Source organism: Frankia alni ACN14a (assembly GCF_000058485.1).
GTDB classification, from domain to species: Bacteria; Actinomycetota; Actinomycetes; order Frankiales; family Frankiaceae; genus Frankia; species Frankia alni.
The window spans coordinates 3,684,351-3,703,783 of record NC_008278.1; the positions used below are offsets into that span (position 1 = coordinate 3,684,351).

Here is a 19,433-nt window from a genome sequence, read left to right on the forward strand (position 1 = left end):
GTCCTTAGGTGGTCAGACGCCGATGCGCCGGCGCAGGTCGGGCAGGGCGACCTTGCCCATCGCGTTGCGCGGCAGCGCCTCGACGATCTCGAGCCGCTCCGGGAGCTTGCGCTTGTTCAGGCCGCCGGCGAGCAGGTGGTCGCAGAGCTGGGACAGCGTCGGCGGCGTGGCGGCGTCCGCGGGCACGACCACGGCGCAGACCCGTTCGCCCGTCACCGGATCCGGCACGCCGAGCACGGCCACGTCGGCGACTGCGGGGTGGGCGGCCAGCGGCTCGGAGACCTCCCGGGCGGAGATGTTCTCCATGTTCCGGATGATCACCTCCTTGAGTCGGCCGGTGACGGTGAGGTAGGACCGCTCGTCGACGAAACCGAGGTCGCCGGTGCGGAAGAAGCCGTCGGCGTCGAACGCGTCGGCGTCGAGGGCGGCGTCGACGTAGCCGAGCATGAGCTGCGGGCCGCGGACCCGGATCTCCCCGGACTCCCCGGGGTCGGCACGCGATCCGTCGGGGCGTACGACGACGACCTCGGCGCCCTCGCCGGGCGGACCCTCGGTGCTCGCGTGGTCGGCGTCGGCGTCGTCCGCCCGCCCCCAGCAGACGTACGGGCATTCGGTCATCCCGTAGCCGGAGACGACGCCCACCCCGCCGAGGGCGTCGCGGACTTCGGCATGCAGGCTCGCCGGACGCGGGGAGCCGCCGCAGAGGAACACCCGCGCCCGCGGGAACAGCCGCGCATGCGGGGCGGCGGCCTGGCGGGCCAGGTAGGCCCGGATGAACGGCACCCCGGACCCGACGATCGTCACGCCGTGGGCGGCGAGCAGGTCCGGGGTGCTCGCCGGGTCGAACACCTCGGCGGTCACCAGCGAACTGCCGCAGCGCAGCGCCGTGAGCAGGTGGGCAAGCCCGCCGATGTGGGCGATCGGCGCCAGCACCGCGACCCGGTCGTCGGCCGAGACCGCCAGCGCGTCGCTGAACGTGGTGGACGCGGCGAGCAGCGCCCGGTCGGTGTGCCGGGCGCCCTTGGGGGCCGAGGTGGTGCCCGAGGTGTAGAGCAGCCAGCGCACCGGCGCCGCCGCCAACGGCCCGGACCCGTCGGCCGAGTCTGGCGAATCAGGGGGGAGGCCGGCGGGGTCGGCGTCGGCCAGCTCGGCCGCGTCGGCCACGTCGAGGCCGGGCACCTCGGCGGCGACGGCGCGGGCCATGGCGAGGTGGTCGAACCCGCGGAAGCTCGCCGCGACGACGAGCAGCCGAGCGCCGGCCTGCCGGGTGATGAACCCGACCTCGCGCTCGCGCAGCATCGTCACCAGCGGGTTCTGGACCGCGCCCAGCCGGCTGAGCGCCGCGGCGAGGACCATCGTCGAGATCCGGTTCGGCAGCTGCCAGGACACGACGTCGTCGCGGCCGACGCCGCGCGCCGCGAGCCCCGCGGCGAGCCGCTCGGCCCGGTCGCGGAACTGCGCGAACGTGACCCGATCCCCGCCCGCGTCCACCGCGAGCGGGGCGTCGGGGGTCAGCGCCGCCCGCGTGCGGGCGAGCTCCCAGAGCGACGCCACTCCCGGCGCCGGGCTCACGGGGATTCGGGCGCGGCGAGTTCCGCCCGTAGCTCCCGCTTGAGGATCTTGCCGGCCGGACCGAGGGGCATCTGGGCGCGGAACGCGTAGCCGCGCGGCTGCTTGTAGCCGGCGAGCTGCTCGCGGGACAGCGTGCGCAGCTGCTCCTCCAGGTTCTCGGTGGTGATGTCGCCCTTGGGCACCACGACCGCGATCGGGGTCTCGCCCCACTCCGGGTGCGGGACGCCGACGACGGCCACCAGGTCGACGTTCGGGTGCGCGCCGAGCACCCGCTCGATCTCGGCCGGGTAGACGTTGAACCCACCGGAGATGATCATGTCGGTCTTGCGGCCGGCGATGTGCAGGTAGCCGCGCTCGTCGAGGCGGCCCAGGTCACCGGTCCACAGTCCGTCGGGCCGGAAGGTCTCGGCGTTGGCCTCGGGCCGGTTCCAGTAGCCGCGGGCGACCGAGTCGGCCCTGACGACGATCTCGCCGACCTCGCCCCGGGGCAGCTCCGCGCCGTCGTCGCCGACGATGCGAATCTCCGCGTGCGGGGTCTCCCTGCCGCACGAGCTGCGCAGCGCGTCGTCCCCGGCGAAGATCGCCCGGTGATCCTCGGGGGTGAGGATCGTGACCTGCCCGCCGGCCTCGGTGGAGCCGTAGCGCTGCTGCAGGTCGCAGCCGAGCTTGCGGGCGGCCTCCTCGGCGAGGCCGGGCGGGGCGGGCGCCGAGCCGTAGCTGATCCGGCGCAGGCTGGACACGTCGATGCCGGGCCGGGCGTCGAGCTCGCGCAGCGTGCGGATCAGCATGGTGGGGATGAACGTGGTCATCGTGACCTTCCACCGCTCGATCGTCTCCAGCACGGCGACGGGGTCGAAGCGGGGATGGATGACCATCGTCTGGCCCAGGTACAGCCACGACAGCGTCCGGATCATCCCACCCGCGGTGAAGAACGGGGTGGTCGCCAGGAACACGTCGTCGTGGCGGGACTCGGTGGAGATCGTCGTGTCGAGCACCTGGGCGAGCAGGGTCCGGTGCTCGTGCACCACGGCCTTGGGACGACCGGTCGTCCCACTGGTGTAGAGCAGCAGGTGGATGTCGCTGTCGGTGAGGTCCGCCGGGGTGGGGTCGGTGTCGCGGCCGGCGGCGAGCGCCTTGGCGTAGTTCACGCCGACGGAGTCCCCGCCGATCTCGATGACGGTGTCGAGGGCGGCCAACGGCGCCCCCGGCCCGTCGACGTGGTCGGTGTGCACGATGGCCGCCCGGGCCCCGCTGTCGGACAGGACGTAGTCGACCTCCGGCCCGGAGAGCCGGATGTTGATCGGCACGAGCACCAGGCCCGCCTTGGCGAGCCCGTAGGTGATCTCCGGCCACTCCGGGGTGTTGCGCGCGCAGACGGCGACCCGGTCGCCCTTGGCCAGCCCCCGCCCGAGCAGGTAGGTGGCGATGCGGTTGGCGCGCTGGTCCAGCGACCGCCAGGACAGCTCCTCGTCCTCGTACACCACCGCGGCCTTGTCGGGGTAGCGGCGGGCATTGCGCCGGGCTATGTCGCCGATCAGCATCGTTCCTCGCAACTCGGGCGGGCGGAGCCGACCGGCGCCGACGCGAGGTCGGGCCGGGGGCGCCGGAATTCGGATCAGGAAGGGCGGCCCGGGATCGAACGGGCCGCCTCAGACCAGGGCGGGCCGCCCCAGATCAGGGCGGGCCGCCCCAGATCAAGGCGGGCCGCCCCAGATCAAGGCGGGCCGCCTCAGATCAGGAAGGACATCGTGGAGACGGGGCCGCCGGCGTTGACCAGGTGGACGGTCTTCGCGGCCAGCTTGAGGTCCCCGCCCCGCGCCCGGATCCGGTACTCGTAGCGGCCGGCCCAGACGGTCAGGTCGAACCGGTACTCGTAGATCACGAAGTTGCCGGCCACGGTCGTCGTGTCGGCGTCCTGGGCGACGACCTCCAGGTTCGTGATCAGCCGGCGCAGCACCGACGGCGGGGTCTGCGAGTGCCGGTTGCCGGAGTTGAGCTGCGCGACCCGGCTGCGGATCCGGCGGCGGTTGTCGTAGATGTAGGAGACGTTGACCTTCGGGTCGTGGTCGGGGTGCATCGGCACCCAGTACTTGGCGTCGTCGTCCCACAGCGCCTCCCACTCCGAGTACCGCGCCTCGTCGGCGAGGCGGGCCTCGGTGTAGATGAAGGAGGCCAGAGCGGGGTCGACACCGGCGGCGGGCACGGCGCCGGCGGGCGCCGCGGCAGCGGCACCGATGCTGGTGAGGTCGGACATGGTGGGCGGGCTCCCTGTTGCGATGACGGACGGCTGCCTGGGGCGGTCGACGCCCCGCTCAGGCGTCGGGGGCGGCGGCGGTGGTCCCGGTGAGCACCTGCGACCAGTGCTTCCACCAGCCGCGCTGCGGCGTCTCCGCCGACTTGTCGTGGTTGACGATGCCGGTCTCGTCGGTGATGTCGGACTCCTCGCCGCGGCGCAGCACGACCCACTCGGGCGAGCCCGCCGCGAGGCCGAGCTGGTTGCGGGCGCCGATCTCGCCGTCGTCGGCGATGAGGAACCCGGCCGGCCCCATGGCACCCTCGCTGCGGCGCAGGGTCTTCTCGTTGACCTCGTCCGCGCCGGGGATGAGGGCGGGCGTGGTGTAGGCGATCGCCCGGCCCGGACCCAGCGGCTCCACCGTCATGATGTTCATCTCGGCGAGGAACAGGTTCGGGAAGATCAGCGTGTGCGGGGGGCCGACGACGAACGCCCGGTGGGTGTCCGCCGGCCCGCGCGCCTCCTCCATGGCGGCCACGTACTGCGGCAGCTTCTCGCGGCGGATCCGGCCGAACCAGATGAACTCCTCGTCGAGGCGGGTGTACTCCTTGGCGTAGTCGATCTCGGAGTGGCCGTTGCCGAGGTCGCGGACGTACACCTCGACCTTGGACGGGACGTGGGAGACCTTCGCCGGCTTCACCGCGTCGTACACGGAGGCGTGGGTGAACAGCGCGTGGTAGCCGTCCACGTTGTTCTCCATGACCATCTTCCAGTTGCAGCGCATGTCGTGCTTCATCCAGCCGGCGCGCAGGTTCAGCTCGCCGGTGGGGGACAGCGCCAGCAGCCGGTCGAGGGCGACCGTGGAGTTGCCGAGGTGCTCGCGCAGGGTGATCGCCGGCGGGTTCAGCGAGGCGAAGACGAACCCGCCGTAGCTGTCGACGGCCGAGGCCGGCGCGAGCCCCATCGCGTCGCGCACCGCGTGGAAGCTCGAGCCGTAGCCGTCGCGCATCGGCACGCCGGTGAGGTGGCCGTCGTTGCTGAACGTCCAGCCGTGGTAGGGGCAGCGGAACGACGAGCTGTTGCCGGCGTCGGCGTTGCACAGCCGGTTACCGCGGTGCGTGCAGCGGTTGGCCAGGACCCGGACCTCGCCGTCCTTGCCCCGCACGACGATCCACGGCTCGCCGGCGATGCGGCGGGTGACGTAGTCGCCGGGCTCGGGGACCTCGCTGTCGTGGGCGACGAACACCCAGCCGTTGCGGAAGATCCGGTCCATCTCCTGGTCGTACACCTCCTGGGAGGTGTAGACGGAACCGTGGACGCGGTCAGGTTCGACGAGCGCGGCGACGTCCACCTTGCCGACCTGCGCCGACGTGTCCAACTCGGTCATTGTGAGACCTCCGTCTCTGATGGAACTGGTGCGGGGGCGGTGCCGGTTGCCCTGGGCGAGTCGGGGGTGGCGGCGTCGGTGGGTGCGGTGGGTGCGGAGGGTTCGGTGGTACTGAGGGCTGCGGTGGTACTGAGGGCTGCGGCGGGTACCGCCACCCCGCCGACGACCCGAAAGCCGACGGTGACGGGCCGGCCGATCGCGGGCGCGGACCCGGTGGCGGTGAGCGTGGTCATGATCAGTCGATGCCCGCTGGTGAGCTCGACATCCACGACGGGGTAGGGCTCGGTAACCCGGACCAGGCCCGGCTCGCGCCGGTGCACGAGGGTCACCGCATGCACGGTGCCGGCGCGCTCGACCGGGCGCCAGCGGATGTCGGTGGCACCACAGCCGTCGCAGGCCCGCTGCTCCAGCTCGAGGGCCAGCCCGCAGTCCGCGCAGAACGGCAGCGTCAGTTCGCCCGCGGCGGCGCCGGCGTAGAGCGGCGCGAGCGACCCGTCGGCCAGCGGCGCCAGCGCCGCGTCGACCAGCCAGTCCTCGGCGTCCGGCGCGTCCGGCGCATCCGGCGCGGCGAGCGCGGCGGGGATGGCGGCGTCGGTGTTCGGGCTCATCGGGACGGCTCCAGGTCGAGGATCAGGCAGGCGTGGTGGTCGACCCGGCCGCCGATGCCGCCGACGAGGGCCGTGCTCGCCCCGGGCACCTGGCGTGCCCCGCCGGTGCCGCGCAGCTGCACCACGGCCTCGGCCAGCGGCGTCATCCCCTGCAGGTAGAACCCGGAGAGCTGGCCGCCGCCGGTGTTGACCGGCAGGTCGCCGCCGGGGGCGGTCGCGCCGGAGCGGACCACCTTGCCCGCCTGCCCGGGCTCGACCAGGCCGTACTCCTCCAGCAGCAACAGGGTCACCACGCTGAACGGGTCGTAGAGCTCGACGACGTCGAGGTCGGCGCGGGTGAGCCCGGCCATGGCCAGTGCGCCGTCGACGGCGGCCCGACCGCCGCCGAACCAGGACTCGCCCGGGGCGCGCCGCCGGCGCATCGGGTGGGCCTGGCCCATCCCGCGCACGTGGATGCGCGGGGCCGGGCCGGGCGTGGCCTCGCCGCTGACGACGAGGGCGACCGCGCCGTTGACCGGCCGGGCGCAGTCGAGCACGCGCAACGGGGTGGAGATCATGCGGCTGGCGAAGTAGCCCTCGGCGTCCAGCGGCTTGCGCACCACCGCGTCGGGGTTGCCCAGCGCCCACGCACGGGTCGACACGGCCACGGCGCACAGGTCCTCGGGGTCGCCGCCGGACACCGCGAAGTAGCGCGAGGCGAGCAGGGCGTAGGTGGGAACCGAGCCGAGCACGCCGCTGGCCCGCTCCAGCCCGCGCGCCCCGTCGCTGCCGCCGCTGTGGGCGTAGGTCGACCCGGACGTGCCGCCCGCGCGCAGCGGCGCGTCGGCGAAGACGCAGACCACGGTGCTGGCCAGGCCCGCCCGGATGGCGAGCACCGCCCGCTGGATCATCGCGACCGCGGTGGCGCCCTTGATCTCCACGTGCTCGAGCAGGCGCAGGTCGCCGAGGCCGCCCTGGCGGGCCAGCGCCACGCCCAGCCGGTCGGGGCGGACCCCCTGGCTGGAGTTGACGAGCAGGCCGTCGACGTCACGGGCGGTGAGCCCGGCGTCGGCGAGCGCACCCGCGACGGCCTCGATGGCGAGATCGACGGGCACACCGCCAGGAGAAAGCGACATGGCTGTCAGACCGAGGCCGACAACCGCGGGTTCCAGGGGCGGGGCCATCAGCTCTGGGCTCCCGGGCCCGCGAGCGCGGAGCGCCGCACGGGGTTGCGCTCGTCCCGGTAGGCGCCGACCCGCAACCAGTCCAGGCGATCCTCGGGCGCGGCCAGGCACAGGCTCGCCAGCTCGATCGGGGACAGCAGGATCGACTCGCCGGTCTCGATGTCCTCGACCAGCAGACGGGGCGAGTTTCCGCGGCGGTCCACCGAAACCCGCACGGCGGCGAACTCGTTGGCCAGCTCGGCGGACTCCAGGCCGTCGCGGCGCGGCCGGCTCACCGGTGCCCCTCTCGGGCCGGCCGCCCGCCGGTGACGGCGGCGCCGGACGGACGCGCTCCGGGGGATCTGGTGGAGGCGGGACGGTTCATGGCCCTAGGGTATACTCACTGTCAGAAACGGTGCTGGACTCACGCTCGATCCCGCCGCCCTCGGCCTGGGTGTCCGCCGGACCGGGTCGTGGCCCCGCTGCGGGACCCTGCCTGCCCGCCGAGGACAAGCGTTCCCGTCGACCCCGAGGGATGGATCATGGCTGCTCCCCCGCCCGCCCAGCTCACCCACGTCGGTCTGTACGTCAACGACGTCGACCGCATGGTCAACTTCTACTCGGAGCTGCTCGGCCTGCTCGTCATCGACCAGGGCGACTTTCTGGGCCGCCGGCTGACCTTCCTCAGCCGCCGCGTCGGCGAGCACCACCAGCTCGTGCTCGTCTCCGGCCGCAAGGTCCCCGAGGGTGAGATCGCGCTGCTCAGCCAGGTCTCCTTCCGCCTCACCGACGACGACCTCACTTCGCTGCGCTGGTTCCACGACAAGGCCCTGGAACTCGGCGCGACCGGCATGGAGGGTCGTAACCACGGCAACAGTTGGAGCATCTACTTCCTGGACCCGGAAGGGAACCGGTTGGAGCTCTACACCCCGACGCCGTGGTATGTCAGCCAGCCCTGGCGGGTGGCGCTGGACCTGGCCGACACCGACGAGGTGATCCGGGAGAAGACCCAGGCCCTCATCGAGGAGACGGCGACCTGGTCGCCCGTGGAGACGTGGAACGCGTCGGTGGCGGAGCGTCTGCGCGCCGCCGAGAACGACTGACCGCCCGCACCAGGGCCGCCCGCACCAGGGCCGCCCACGCCGAGGCCGCGCGCGACCCCGCCACCGGCCCGGCCCATGGCGGCGGGGTCGTCCCGCCGCCGACCGGCCGGCCCGCTCTGGCCGCGCCCGCACGCCAGGGGGCGTCCGCGCCCGACGAGTCATCCCGACCCGACCAACGAGGATCGTGAGCAGCGCATGACCGACGAGGTCCCGTACCGCAGCATCTGGACGTACCTGCGGGACGTGCCGTTCCGCCAGGACTGGATCGACATCGACGGGGTGTCCACCCGCTACGTCGAGGCCGGTTCCCCCGACGCCCCGGCCGTGCTCATGCTGCACGGCACCGGGGGGCACTGGGAGACCTTCGCGCCGACCATCGGCCCGCTGAGCAAGCATTTCCGCTGCATCGCGGTGGACATGGTCGGCAACGGCTTCTCCAGCAAGCCGGACTACGACTACGAGATCGCCGTCTACGAGCGCCACCTGCTGGGCCTTCTCGACGCGCTCGGCGTGCAGACCACCTACATCATCGGCATGTCGCTGGGCGCATGGGTCGCCGCCCGGCTCGCCATCGACGAGCCGGACCGGGTCCGCAAGCTGATCCTGATGTCGCCCGCGGGCCTCATCGCGACCGCGTCGAACATGGCCCGCATCCGGGCCGAGCGCACCGCCGCCGTGGACAACCCCACCTGGGAGTCCACCAAGGCGATGTTCAACCACCTGATCGCCGACGAGGCCAACCGGCTGCCCGACGTCATCGCCCTGCGCCAGGCGATCTACCGGCTGCCGGAGACGCGCAAGGTCATCGATCATGTGCTGATCCTGCAGGACCCCGACGCCCGCGAGCGCAACCTCATCCCGCCGGACCAGTGGTCGCGCATCGCCGCCCCGACGCTCGTCGTCGCCTCCGGCAAGGACTTCGGCGAGTACCAGAACACCGCCCGCCAGGTCGCCCGGCTGATCCCGGACTCGCGGGTCCTGGAGATGCCCGAGGTCAAGCACTGGCCGCACTTCGAGGACCCGGAGCTGTTCAACCCGGCGGCGCTGGCGTTCCTGCTGGGCGGGCAGAAGGAGTCCGAGAACGCATGACGCTCGATCCCGAACTCGTCGAGGACGCCGCCGCGCGCCTCGACGAGGCCGAGCGCACGCTGACCCCGATCCCGCAGCTGTCCCTGCAGTACCCGGACATGACGATCGAGGACGCCTACGCCGTCCAGCGCGCCTGGACCGAACGCAAGCTGGCCGCCGGCCGCGAGCTGCGCGGGCGCAAGATCGGCCTCACGTCGCGGGCGATGCAGCAGGCCGTCTCGATCACCGAGCCGGACTACGGCGCGATCTACGACGACATGTTCTTCGACGACTCCGGGGTCGTGCCCGCGGGGCGGTTCATCCGCCCGCGGGTCGAGGTCGAGCTCGCCTTCGTGCTCGCCGAGCCACTGTCCGGTCCGGGGGTCACGATCTACGACGTGCTCGACGCCACCCGCTACGTGACTCCGGCGCTGGAGATCCTCGACGCCCGGGTGCAGATGAGCGACCCGGCGACCGGGCACCTGCGCACCATCGTCGACACCATCTCCGACAACGCCGCCGACGCGGGGCTGGTGCTCGGTGGGCGCGCCGTGCGTCCCGACGAGGTGGACCTGCGCTGGGTGTCGGCGCTGCTGTACCGCAACGAGACGATCGAGGAGTCCGGGGTCGCCGCGGCGGTGCTGAACCATCCGGCGAACGGCGTCGCGTGGCTGGCCAACAAGCTCGCCCCGTACAAGGTGGGTCTCGACCCGGGCCAGGTGATTCTGGCAGGCTCGTTCACCCGGCCGGTGTTCGCCCGCTCGGGCGACACCTTCCACGCCGACTACGGCCCGCTGGGCGCGATCACCTGCCGCTTCGCCTGAGCGGGCGGGGCGAGGAGAGGTTCTGCTGATGTGTGGAGCACTGCGATGACGGCGGCCAGCGCGGCGGGGACCGCGGGCGTGACCGGCGGCGCCTTCCGGCGCCGGCTGCGCGACCCTCGGCCGGCGATCGGCATGTGGGTGGCCACCGGCAACCCCTACAACGCCGAGATCTGCGCCGGGGGCGGCCTGGACTGGCTGCTCATCGACGGTGAGCACGCCCCGAACGACGTGCGCAGCTTCCTCGCCCAGCTGCAGGCGGTCGCGCCGTACCCGGTCGCCCCGGTCGTGCGCCCCCCGACCGACGACCCCGTGATCATCAAGCAGCTCCTCGACATCGGCGCCGAGAACCTGCTGCTGCCGATGGTGGAGTCCGCCGAGCAGGCCGCGGCGATCGTCGCGGCCACCCGCTACCCACCCGCCGGCATCCGCGGTGTCGGTAGCGCGTTCGCCCGGGTGTCCCGGTGGACCCGGGTCGAGGGCTACCTGCACCGCGCCGACGACGAGATCTGCGTGATGGTCCAGATCGAATCCGCCGCCGGGCTCGCCGAGTGCGCGGCGATCGCGGCCGTCGACGGCGTCGACGGGGTCTTCTTCGGCCCCGCGGACCTCGCCGCCTCCCTCGGGCATCTGGGCCGTCCCGACCATCCCGACGTCGTCGAGGCGATCACGTCGGCGGTCGCGGTGGTCAACGCGGCGGGCAAGGCAGCCGGGGTGAACGCGTTCGCCGAGCCGCTGGCGCGGCGCTATCTCTCCCTCGGCGTCCGGTTCATCCTGGTGGGGGCGGACGTGACCCTGCTGGCGCGCGGCAGCGAGGAGCTCGCCGCGCGCTACCGCGACGTCGCGGAGAAGAGCCACTCCACCCCACCCCCGATCTCAGGGAGCGCGACGCTGTGACCACCACGGTAACGATGCGCATCGGCGCCGAGCGGCGCGCGGGCACGACGACCTTCGACTCGATCGACCCCTACACCGGCGAAGCGTGGGCGACGGTCGCGGAGGCGAGTCGCGCCGACGTCGACGACGCGGTCGCCGCCGCGCGGGCCGCTTTCGACGGCGGGGAGTGGAGCAAGCTGTCGGGCCGGGAACGGGGCCGCCTGATGCGCCGCCTCGCGGCCGTCATCGAGGAGCACGCCGACGAGCTCGGCCTCGCCGAGACCCGCGACAACGGCAAGCTGCTGCGGGAGATGGGCGGGCAGGTCCGCAGCCTTTCCGCCTGGTACGAGTACTACGCGGGCCTGGCCGACAAGATCGACGGCCGGGTGGTCGACACCGGCCGCCCGGACTACTTCGGCTTCGTCACCCGCGAGCCGATCGGTGTCGTCGGCGCGGTCCTGCCGTGGAACTCCCCGCTGCTGCTGCTCACCTTCAAGATCGCTCCTGCGTTGGCGGCGGGCTGCACGATCGTCGCGAAGCCGTCCGAGCAGGCCCCGGTGTCGATCCTGAAGTTCGCAGACCTGTTCGAGGAGGCCGGGTTCCCGCCGGGCGTGTTCAACACCGTCAGCGGCGCCTCCCGCGAGGTGGGGGAGTGGCTTGTCGGCCATCCGGGCGTCGACCGGGTGTCGTTCACCGGCTCGGAGATCACCGGGGCGGCGGTGGCCGCCGCGGCGGCGAAGCACCTGGCCCCGGTCACCCTCGAGCTCGGCGGCAAGTCGGCGAACATCGTCTTCCCCGACGCGGACCTGGCCGCCGCGTCCAACGGGCTGATCGCCGGCATCTTCGCCGCCGCCGGTCAGACCTGCATCGCGGGTTCGCGGGCGCTCGTGCACGCCGACGTCTACGAGGAGGTCGTCGCCCGGGTGGCCGAGCGGGCCGCCCGGATCCGTCTCGGGGACCCGAAGGACCCCGAGACCGAGATGGGCCCGATCTGCTTCCCCGGCCAGCACGAGAAGATCCGCCGGTTCGTGGCACAGGCCAAGGAGCAGGGCGCCGACATCGTCGGCGGTGGCGGGGACGGCGGACTCGGCGGGCTGTTCTTCGAGCCGACCATCGTCGCGAACGTCACCAACGACGCCATGGTCTGCCAGGAGGAGATCTTCGGCCCGGTGCTGAGCGTGCTGCGCTTCTCCTCGGAGGAAGAGGCGATCGCGATCGCCAACGACTCGCGCTACGGCCTCGCCGCCGGCATCTGGACCGCCGACATCCGCCGCGCCTTCCGGATGACCAAGGCGCTGCGGGTAGGCACCGTGTGGGTCAACGCCTACCGGACGCTGAACTACGCGATGCCCTTCGGGGGTATCAAGAGCAGCGGGTTCGGCCGCGAGAACGGCACCGAGGGACTGCACGAGTACCTGCAGGAGAAGGCCGTCTGGATCGAGACGACGGGTGCCACCCGCGACCCGTTCGTCCTCGGCTGAGAGGCGTTCGCAGTGACCGAGACCCCCGACCCCACCGCGCTGCCCGATGCAGCGGCCGTTCCGGCACCGAGGCGGGCCGCGTCGCCGGCGGGTGGCCTGGCGGCCGGCAAGCCCCTGGCGGGAATCACCGTCGTCTCCATCGAGCAGGCCGTGGCGGCCCCGTTCGCGACTCGCCAGCTCGCCGATCTCGGGGCACGGGTGATCAAGATCGAACGGCCGGGCGCGGGGGACTTCGCGCGCGGCTATGACGAGACCGTCAAGGGTCTGGCCAGCTACTTCGTCTGGTTGAACCGGGCGAAGGAGTCGCTGACCCTCGACCTCAAGCACCCCGAGGCCCGTGAGGTGCTGGCCGGCCTGCTGGCCGGCGCCGACGTCTTCGTGCAGAACCTCGCCCCCGGCGCCGCGGCCCGCCTCGGCCTGGACGCGGCGACGCTGCGGGCCCGCGATCCGCGGATGATCGTCTGTGACGTCTCCGGCTACGGCTCGGCAGGCCCGCTGCGCGACAAGAAGGCCTACGACCTGCTGATCCAGTGCGAGACCGGACTGTTGTCGGTCACCGGTGCGCCCGACGCACCGGCCAAGGTCGGTATCTCCGTGGCCGACATCTCCGCCGGCATGTACGCCTACACCGCCGTCCTCACCGCGTTGTTCATGCGGGAGCGCACAGGAGAGGGCGCCGCGCTCGAGGTGTCGCTGTTCGACTCGCTCACCGAGTGGATGGCTCAGCCGATGTACTACGCCATGTACACCGGTGTCCCCCCGGCCCGCACCGGCACCAGCCACGCCTCCATCGCCCCCTACGGCGGCTTCCGGACCGGCGACGGCGGCAGCGTGCAGCTCGGCGTGCAGAACGAGCGGGAGTGGCGGCGGTTCTGCGAGGAGGTGCTCCGCCGGCCCGAGCTGCTGGCCGACCCCCGCTACACGACGAACGCGGGCCGCGTCCGCCACCGCGATGCGCTGACCGCCGACGTCGAGGCGGCCCTGGCCGAGGTCAGCACCGAGCAGACCCTCGCCCGGCTGAACGAGGCGGGCATCGCCAACGGCCGGATCAACACCATCGGCGACCTGCTCGCCCACCCCCAGCTCGACGTGGGCGACCGCTGGCGGGAGGTGGACTCGCCGGTCGGCCCGTTGCGCGCGGTACGCCCGCCCGTCCGCATCAGCGGGGTGGACCCGGTGATGGGCCCCGTGCCCGCCGTCGGCGAGCACACCGACGCCCTGCTCGCCGAGCTCGGTTACGACCCTGCCGACACGGCTCGTCTGCGCGCCGCCGGTGCCGTCTGACCCGCCCTCGCCGTCTGACCCGCCGGTGCCGTCGTGAGTCGCTCGGCGAGCCGCACCTGTGAACGCATGCGCCGGGCAGGGACCCATCAACGCCGTCATGACGCAGTCCACGGCTGAGTCAGCGCGGTCTGACTCGTCACGCTGCCCGCTGATGTAGTCCGAGACGGACTCGGTGGCCCTTCGGCGCCGTCCGTGACCCGACAGCGCTGGTACCACCGGCGAGATGCGTCGCTGGCGTCTCCTGCAGCCCGTAGGGAGGCCCCGCGCAGGCGGCATCGTAGTGGTGCCTGGGTATGAGCAGGGCCGCCTGCGTCGAACTCGGCCTTGGTACGGATACTTGCCGTTGTGGTCGTCTGGTCCATGGCTAATTCCGCCTCACGATCTCCCGGGGTGGCGTAGCCCTTTCCTTCCGTGGGTGGAGGTGCTCTTTTCGTCGACGGGGCCTCCCCGCATCACTGGGAATTGGAGACGTTCCTGTCGCGGGGAGTTGTTCACTGCGAGTGCGCTTTCGGGCGGCGTCCCTGGGATATCGCAGCACGCTCACGCCCGCTTCGTCAAGTCCGACGGCATCGACTCTGTCGCCCTTAGCAGAATTACCTTGAAAATCAAGCGGTGGCGACGACGAGCGACACTCCTGCTCCGGCCGGCATGCGGTCTGCGTGGCCGCCAGGACGTCCATACCCAGGCGCCGTGACCACGATGACGGGTCCGCACCGTCGTTGAGGATCGCACCATTCGGCGGGTCGCGCCAGCTCGCAGCCCTCCGCGATCACGGCTCAGTGCATGGGGTTCCCCCTCTCCCGAGCCGGTCGGGTCCAGGCCGGTTGCCGGGGATCCCGCCGGGCCGGAGGAGCCGCACGCCGGTCCGGCAGGCAGGCTACACGAGCCCGTCTAGGTGTCCGTCTAGGTTGTGTCACCACGCCGGTCCTCGGCGCGAACATTCCTCAAGATGATTACGCATCCGAACATGTGTTCGACATCCGGCTGGTGCTCGTCTAGGCTTCTCGCATGGTCTCGAATCCGGAGTCTCCGAGCCGGCTTCATGCGCTGGCCGATGAATCGACGGCGATGTCCGCGCGGATAGATGCAATGGTCGACGGTCCGGTGTGGTCGCTGTCCGACGCGGGTCTGCTGGAATTGCTGCTGGCTTGTTCAGTGGCTTTGACGCGGCTGGCGGCCTTTCGTCTTCAGATTGTCGCCGAGGTGCACGGCCGTGGGTTGGCGCGGCGTGCTGGCGCCTGCGACACCGTCGCCTTGCTGCGCGAACGTCTGCGGGTCCGCGCGGCGGATGCCAGCCGTCTGGTCGATGTTGCGGTGGCCGTAGACGGTCCCTTGGCGGCGACGGGTAAGCGGCTGGGAGCGGGGGAGATCAGCGTCGAGCAGGCGCAGGTGATTGTGGCGGGCATGCGCTCGCTACCGACCACGGTCACCGTGGACGTGCGGCGACGGGCTGAAGCGTTTCTCCTGCGTCAGGCGGACGAGTTCGACCCGACCGCCCTGGCTCGCCTGGCCCGCCACCTCCGCGAGACCCTGGCCTGGGCTGACGCCCACTCCGGCGACGATACTCTCGACCCGGCTCCGGCCGGTGGCAGCGAGGATGACGACTCTGCTCGCGGCGAGCCCGGCGACGGCGAGGGTGGCAGTGACGGCGGGGGCGATGGTCAGTCCAGTGGCCCCGACGATGCTGCCGCTGCGGGAGGGGAGGACCCAGCGGGGCGGCGAAGATTGTCGATCTCCGAGTTGCCGGGCGGCATGACTCGAATCAGCGGCGAGCTCGACCCTGAAGCGGCAGCCCTGCTCCGCATCGCGCTGGACCCCCTCGCGGCGCCGCGCCCGGCCGTCGACGGTGCGCTCGACCCGCGTAGCCCCGCCCGCCGGCGCGCCGATGCCCTCGTCGACCTGGTCACCCGCACACTCGACGCCGCCATGCTGCCTGTGGGTGGCGGTGTTCGCCCGCATCTGACCGTGACGATCCCCTGGTCGACAATGGTCGGTCGATCCGGCGTGCCGGCGACGACTGGCTGGGGGCAGCCCCTGCCCCGCGAGGTCCTACGTCGCCTGGCCTGTGACGCATCGGTCAGCCGCATCATCCTCGACCCCGCCGGTGTCCCCCTCGATGTTGGTCGAACCCAGCGCACCGTCACCGCGGACATCCGCCGCGCGCTGGTCGCCCGCGACAACGGCTGCGCCTTTCCGACGTGCGATCGTCCGGCGAGCTGGACCGAGGCGCATCACATTCGACACTGGATCGTCGGGGGCCACACCTCGCTGGACAACTGCGTGCTCCTCTGTGGCCATCACCACCGGGTCATCCACCACCAGGGTTGGACCGTTCGGCTCGGGCCCGACCGACGCCCCGAATTCCTGCCTCCGGCCTGGATCGACGCCAGCCGCACCCCTCGCCGAAACCCCTACTCACGTCATCCGCACGACCTGATCTACGGCATCGCCGCCGGATGACGATCGACACGCGCAGTCCACTCAGTTCCCAGGAGCTCGGCGGCAGCCGGGGCACTGCCGGCCGTCGCGAGCGTGCGGGATCGTGGTGCCGAGCGACCCCGCACGCTCGCCGACGGTGCGAGCCCTCCGCTGCGTTTCTGCCGTCAGCGCAGCGGGTTGGGGCGCTGGACGAGCTGACGGGCGATGACGTTGCGCTGGATCTCGTTGGTTCCCTCGCCGACGATCATCAGCGGGGCGTCACGGAAGTACCGCTCGACGTCGAACTCGGTCGAATAGCCGTAGCCGCCGTGGATGCGGATCGCGTCGAGCGTCACCGTCGCCGCCATCTCGGAGGCGAACAGCTTCGCCATTCCGGCCTCCATGTCGGCGCGGGCGCCGGAGTCGAACACCTCGGCCGCGTGCAGGATGAGCTGGCGGGCGGCGAGGATCTTCGTTCCCATGTCCGCCAGGTAGTTGCCGATCGACTGGTGTTCCCAGATCGGCTTGCCGAAGGTCTCGCGCTCCTGGGCGTAGCGAAGCGCGTCGTCGAAGGCCGCGCGAGCGACCCCGAGGGCGCGCGAGGCGACCTGGATCCGGCCCACCTCGAGTCCGGCCATCATCTGGTTGAAGCCCTTGCCGGTCACGCCGCCGAGGACCGAGTCGCCGGGCGCCCGGTACCCGTCGAAGTGCAGCTCGCAGCTCTCGATGCCCTTGTAGCCGAGCTTGGGCAGGTCCCGGGAGACGGTGAAGCCCGGGCCGTGCTCGACGAGCAGGATGCTGATGCCGCGATGCGCCGGCTTCGCCGCGGGGTCGGTCTTGCACAGCAGGGCGATCAGGCCCGACCGCCGGGCGTTGCTGATCCAGGTCTTGGCGCCGTCGACCACCCAACCGTCGCCGTCGGGCCGGGCGACGGTGCGCAGGGCCTGCAGGTCCGAGCCGCCACCGGGCTCGGTGAGCGCCATGGTGGCGCGCAGCTCGCCGGTGGCCATCCGGGGCAGGTACTTCTCGCGCTGCTCCTGGGTGCCGAAGCGCAGGATCAGCTTGGAGACGACGGAATGGCCGCCGAACGCGCCGGCGAGGCTCATCCAGCCGCGCGACAGCTCCTCGGTCACTCGTGCGTAGCAGGACGTCGACACGCCGAAGTCGCCGTAGGGCTCCGGGATCCCGAGACCGTAGACCCCCATCTCCTTCATCTGCTCGATGAGGTCCTCGGGGTAGGTGTTGGTGTGGTCGAGCTCCTGCGCGACCGGTCGGACCTTCTCGTCGACGAAGGTCGCGACCAGGCGGACGATCTGCTCTTCCTCAGGGCTCAGACGGGTGGTCACACTCGACACGGAGGTCTCCTCGCCATCCGCGGGCCGCGGCGCGCCGGCCGGGCCTGGATGGTCTCACGGGGTGGTCGGGGCGGGATGGGGCCGAACAGCGGGTCAGCGCGCGGTGGAAGAGTCGGGCAGCGGCGGCAGGGCCGGCGGCTGCGGGCCGTGGCCGCGTCGATAGGCCAGCAGCGTGCGGCGAAAACTGATCACCTCGTCGCCGTCCTGGTTGTAACCGTGGGTGCGGACCTCCACCACCCCGACGTCCGGTCGGGACTTGCTCGGCCGCAGCCCGAGCACGATCGAGCGGGAGTAGACCGTGTCGCCCTCGAAGACCGGATGGGGGAGGCGCACCTCGTCCCAGCCCAGGTTGGCCATCACGTTCTGCGAGACATCTGTGACGCTCTGGCCGGTGACGAGGGCGAGGGTGAGGGTCGAGTTCACCAGCGTGCGGCCGAACCCCGTCTGCGCGGCGTAGTGCTGGTCGAAGTGCAGGCGCGCCGTGTTCTGGGTGAGCAGCGTGAACCAGGTGTTGTCGGTGGCGGTGATCGTCCGGCCGAGTGGATGGTCGTAGACGTCGCCGACGGCGAAGTCCTCGAAGTAGCGCCCCTCCCAGCCGCGCCGTGCAACGAGCGGGGGCGTCGCCGCACCCGTCGCGCCGTTGGGGGAAGGCGCGGGACTGCCGGATTCTGCGCGGGTGGCGTCCCCGCCGGCGGCGGGGGCGTTCGTCGACGGATTGGTCGGTGTGGTCATCGGTCGATCATCGATCCTCCGGCTCGGGGGCGGCGCCCGCGCCCCGTGTCGAGCCCTGTTCGCGAGCGGGCGCCCGGGCCTCCTGGTAAAGCTAGTATCTGACAAGGGCGTCACGAGATGCCAGGCGGTGGGACGGAGGCCGACGAATGGACCTTGACTTCTCGAAGGAGCAGGTCGAGTTCCGTGAGCAGGTGCGAACCTGGCTCGAGGAGAACGCCCCCCGGGAGATCCGCCCCGAGATGGGCCCGGCGATGCGTGAGTATGATCTCGCCTGGCAGCGCACCCAGTGGGAGGGCGGCTGGGCGGGTATCTCCTGGCCGCAGGAGTACGGCGGCCGTGGGCTTTCCCTGCTGCAGCAGCTGATCTGGTTCGAGGAGTACGGGCGCGCCGGGTTGCCGGGCATCGACGCCTGCTTCGTCGGCCTCAGCCACGCGGGGCCGACTCTGATGACTCGCGCGAGCGAAGAGCAGAAAGCCTATCACCTGCCCCGCATCCTGCGCGGAGAGGTGATCTGGTGCCAGGGGTTCTCCGAGCCGGACGCCGGTTCCGACCTCGCCGCACTGCGCACCCGGGCCCGCATCGAGGGCGACGAGCTCGTCGTGTCCGGGCAGAAGATCTGGACCAGCTTCGCCACCCTCGCCGACTGGCAGGAGCTGCTGGTCCGCACCGACCCCGAGGGGTCCCGTCACCACGGCATCTCCTGGGTGATCTGTGACATGCACACCCCCGGCATCGAGGTGCGCGGGATCGAGACGATCGAGGGCGGCGCCGAGTTCTGCGAGGTCTTCTACGACGACGTCCGCATCCCGCTGGAGAACGTCGTGGGTGGGCTGAACAACGGCTGGAGTGTGGCGATGTCCACCCTGTCGTTCGAGCGCGGCACCGCCTTCACCGCCAACCAGGTCCGCCTCGCCAGCACCGTGGAGAAGCTCATCGACCTGGCGAAGGAGCGCACCGGCCCCGACGGGCGGCGCCCGGCGATCGCCGACGACGAGATCGCGCGCCGGCTTGCGACCGCGCGCGCCGAGGTTGCGTCGCTGCGCGCCATGACCTACGCCGGCATCTCCCGCAACATGCACCGCGACCAGCCCGGCCCCGAGGGGTCGATGGTCAAGCTGTTCTACTCCGACATCGCCAAGAAGGTGTACCGGCTGGCGTTCGACCTGCTCGGCGCGGACGCCCTGCGGTTCGTCTCGCGCTGGGAGCCGGGCGGCTGGTCCGGCAACTACCTGTACTCGTACTCGGTGTCCATCGGCGGGGGGACGTCCGAGGTCCAGCGCAACATCATCGGTGATCGGGTGCTCGGCCTGCCGCGCTGAACCCGCCTCGCGCGGGCGGTGCCTGCCGAGCACA

The 19,433-nt window shown here is 71.9% G+C and carries 17 protein-coding genes; 8 read left to right on the forward strand and 9 right to left on the reverse strand.

Features of this window, described 5'->3' with window-relative positions:
* Nucleotides 1–12: 12 nt before the first annotated feature.
* From FRAAL_RS14835 to FRAAL_RS14865, 7 genes are all read right to left on the reverse strand, one after another.
* Nucleotides 13–1,572: a class I adenylate-forming enzyme family protein gene (locus tag FRAAL_RS14835; protein ID WP_231861657.1), complete on the reverse strand. Its 1,560-nt coding sequence runs from the start codon at nt 1,570–1,572 to the stop codon at nt 13–15.
* Nucleotides 1,569–3,113, reverse strand: coding sequence for a class I adenylate-forming enzyme family protein (locus tag FRAAL_RS14840; RefSeq protein ID WP_041939338.1), 1,545 nt, complete (start codon nt 3,111–3,113; stop codon nt 1,569–1,571). The genes FRAAL_RS14835 and FRAAL_RS14840 overlap by 4 nt, the downstream gene beginning before the upstream one ends.
* Nucleotides 3,114–3,301: 188 nt before the next feature.
* On the reverse strand, nt 3,302–3,826 hold the full coding sequence (locus FRAAL_RS14845; protein WP_009738243.1) for an aromatic-ring-hydroxylating dioxygenase subunit beta: 525 nt from the start codon (nt 3,824–3,826) through the stop codon (nt 3,302–3,304).
* A gap of 58 nt (nt 3,827–3,884) precedes the next feature.
* Nucleotides 3,885–5,192 (reverse strand): aromatic ring-hydroxylating oxygenase subunit alpha, encoded by a 1,308-nt coding sequence (locus FRAAL_RS14850; protein WP_011604548.1) that lies wholly within the window; start codon nt 5,190–5,192, stop codon nt 3,885–3,887.
* Nucleotides 5,189–5,800, reverse strand: a complete 612-nt coding sequence (locus tag FRAAL_RS14855; RefSeq protein ID WP_011604549.1) for a Zn-ribbon domain-containing OB-fold protein — start codon at nt 5,798–5,800, stop codon at nt 5,189–5,191. The genes FRAAL_RS14850 and FRAAL_RS14855 overlap by 4 nt, the downstream gene beginning before the upstream one ends.
* Nucleotides 5,797–6,894 carry a thiolase family protein gene (locus FRAAL_RS14860; RefSeq protein WP_011604550.1) on the reverse strand — a complete coding sequence of 366 codons (1,098 nt, stop codon included), beginning with the start codon at nt 6,892–6,894 and terminating at the stop codon, nt 5,797–5,799. Before FRAAL_RS14860 ends, FRAAL_RS14855 begins: the two co-directional genes overlap by 4 nt.
* A 68-nt stretch (nt 6,895–6,962) precedes the next feature.
* Nucleotides 6,963–7,238 (reverse strand): hypothetical protein, encoded by a 276-nt coding sequence (locus FRAAL_RS14865; RefSeq protein ID WP_011604551.1) that lies wholly within the window; start codon nt 7,236–7,238, stop codon nt 6,963–6,965.
* A 246-nt stretch (nt 7,239–7,484) separates the two neighbouring features.
* On the opposite strand from FRAAL_RS14865, the gene FRAAL_RS34965 reads away from it, so the two are divergent.
* The 7 genes from FRAAL_RS34965 (at nt 7,485) to FRAAL_RS14900 (ending at nt 16,035) form a co-directional block, all read left to right on the forward strand.
* A complete protein-coding gene (locus tag FRAAL_RS34965; RefSeq protein ID WP_011604552.1) occupies nt 7,485–8,045 on the forward strand; it encodes a VOC family protein in 561 nt (186 codons plus the stop codon).
* 195 nt (nt 8,046–8,240) lie between these two features.
* Complete coding sequence (locus FRAAL_RS14875; RefSeq protein ID WP_011604554.1) at nt 8,241–9,134, forward strand: alpha/beta fold hydrolase; 894 nt, start codon at nt 8,241–8,243, stop codon at nt 9,132–9,134.
* Nucleotides 9,131–9,937 carry a 2-oxo-hept-4-ene-1,7-dioate hydratase gene (hpaH, locus tag FRAAL_RS14880; protein ID WP_011604555.1) on the forward strand — a complete coding sequence of 269 codons (807 nt, stop codon included), beginning with the start codon at nt 9,131–9,133 and terminating at the stop codon, nt 9,935–9,937. Before FRAAL_RS14875 ends, hpaH begins: the two co-directional genes overlap by 4 nt.
* A gap of 45 nt (nt 9,938–9,982) precedes the next feature.
* Complete coding sequence (locus FRAAL_RS14885; protein WP_050997129.1) at nt 9,983–10,831, forward strand: aldolase/citrate lyase family protein; 849 nt, start codon at nt 9,983–9,985, stop codon at nt 10,829–10,831.
* Nucleotides 10,828–12,291: an aldehyde dehydrogenase gene (locus FRAAL_RS14890; RefSeq protein WP_011604557.1), complete on the forward strand. Its 1,464-nt coding sequence runs from the start codon at nt 10,828–10,830 to the stop codon at nt 12,289–12,291. The genes FRAAL_RS14885 and FRAAL_RS14890 overlap by 4 nt, the downstream gene beginning before the upstream one ends.
* Before the next feature lie 12 nt (nt 12,292–12,303).
* Nucleotides 12,304–13,575, forward strand: coding sequence for a CaiB/BaiF CoA transferase family protein (locus FRAAL_RS14895; RefSeq protein WP_011604558.1), 1,272 nt, complete (start codon nt 12,304–12,306; stop codon nt 13,573–13,575).
* Nucleotides 13,576–14,583: 1,008 nt separating this feature from the next.
* Nucleotides 14,584–16,035 (forward strand): HNH endonuclease signature motif containing protein, encoded by a 1,452-nt coding sequence (locus FRAAL_RS14900; protein WP_011604561.1) that lies wholly within the window; start codon nt 14,584–14,586, stop codon nt 16,033–16,035.
* A gap of 143 nt (nt 16,036–16,178) precedes the next feature.
* On the opposite strand, the gene FRAAL_RS14905 is transcribed toward FRAAL_RS14900, so the two are convergent.
* Together FRAAL_RS14905 and FRAAL_RS14910 are read right to left on the reverse strand one after the other, a co-directional pair.
* On the reverse strand, nt 16,179–17,348 hold the full coding sequence (locus tag FRAAL_RS14905) for an acyl-CoA dehydrogenase family protein (RefSeq protein ID WP_011604562.1): 1,170 nt from the start codon (nt 17,346–17,348) through the stop codon (nt 16,179–16,181).
* A gap of 93 nt (nt 17,349–17,441) precedes the next feature.
* The gene (locus FRAAL_RS14910; RefSeq protein WP_011604563.1) at nt 17,442–18,080 is read right to left on the reverse strand and encodes a MaoC family dehydratase; all 639 of its coding nucleotides are present in this window, start codon (nt 18,078–18,080) and stop codon (nt 17,442–17,444) included.
* Between the two features lie 146 nt (nt 18,081–18,226).
* Between FRAAL_RS14910 and FRAAL_RS14915 the strand changes: the two genes are divergently transcribed.
* Complete coding sequence (locus tag FRAAL_RS14915; RefSeq protein ID WP_009738257.1) at nt 18,227–19,399, forward strand: acyl-CoA dehydrogenase family protein; 1,173 nt, start codon at nt 18,227–18,229, stop codon at nt 19,397–19,399.
* The last annotated feature ends 34 nt before the right edge of the window (nt 19,400–19,433 follow it).

Bases quoted from the DNA above. Each gene is read 5' to 3' on its own strand.
- FRAAL_RS14885 (WP_050997129.1), top strand. From the start codon at position 9,983: ATGACGGCGGCCAGCGCGGCGGGGACCGCGGGCGTGACCGGCGGCGCC.
- FRAAL_RS14855 (WP_011604549.1), bottom strand. From the start codon at position 5,800: ATGAGCCCGAACACCGACGCCGCCATCCCCGCCGCGCTCGCCGCGCCG.
- FRAAL_RS14910 (WP_011604563.1), bottom strand. From the start codon at position 18,080: ATGACCACACCGACCAATCCGTCGACGAACGCCCCCGCCGCCGGCGGG.
- FRAAL_RS14845 (WP_009738243.1), bottom strand. From the start codon at position 3,826: ATGTCCGACCTCACCAGCATCGGTGCCGCTGCCGCGGCGCCCGCCGGC.
- FRAAL_RS14840 (WP_041939338.1), bottom strand. From the start codon at position 3,113: ATGCTGATCGGCGACATAGCCCGGCGCAATGCCCGCCGCTACCCCGAC.
- FRAAL_RS14915 (WP_009738257.1), top strand. From the start codon at position 18,227: ATGGACCTTGACTTCTCGAAGGAGCAGGTCGAGTTCCGTGAGCAGGTG.
- FRAAL_RS34965 (WP_011604552.1), top strand. From the start codon at position 7,485: ATGGCTGCTCCCCCGCCCGCCCAGCTCACCCACGTCGGTCTGTACGTC.
- hpaH (WP_011604555.1), top strand. From the start codon at position 9,131: ATGACGCTCGATCCCGAACTCGTCGAGGACGCCGCCGCGCGCCTCGAC.
- FRAAL_RS14875 (WP_011604554.1), top strand. From the start codon at position 8,241: ATGACCGACGAGGTCCCGTACCGCAGCATCTGGACGTACCTGCGGGAC.
- FRAAL_RS14850 (WP_011604548.1), bottom strand. From the start codon at position 5,192: ATGACCGAGTTGGACACGTCGGCGCAGGTCGGCAAGGTGGACGTCGCC.
- FRAAL_RS14900 (WP_011604561.1), top strand. From the start codon at position 14,584: ATGGTCTCGAATCCGGAGTCTCCGAGCCGGCTTCATGCGCTGGCCGAT.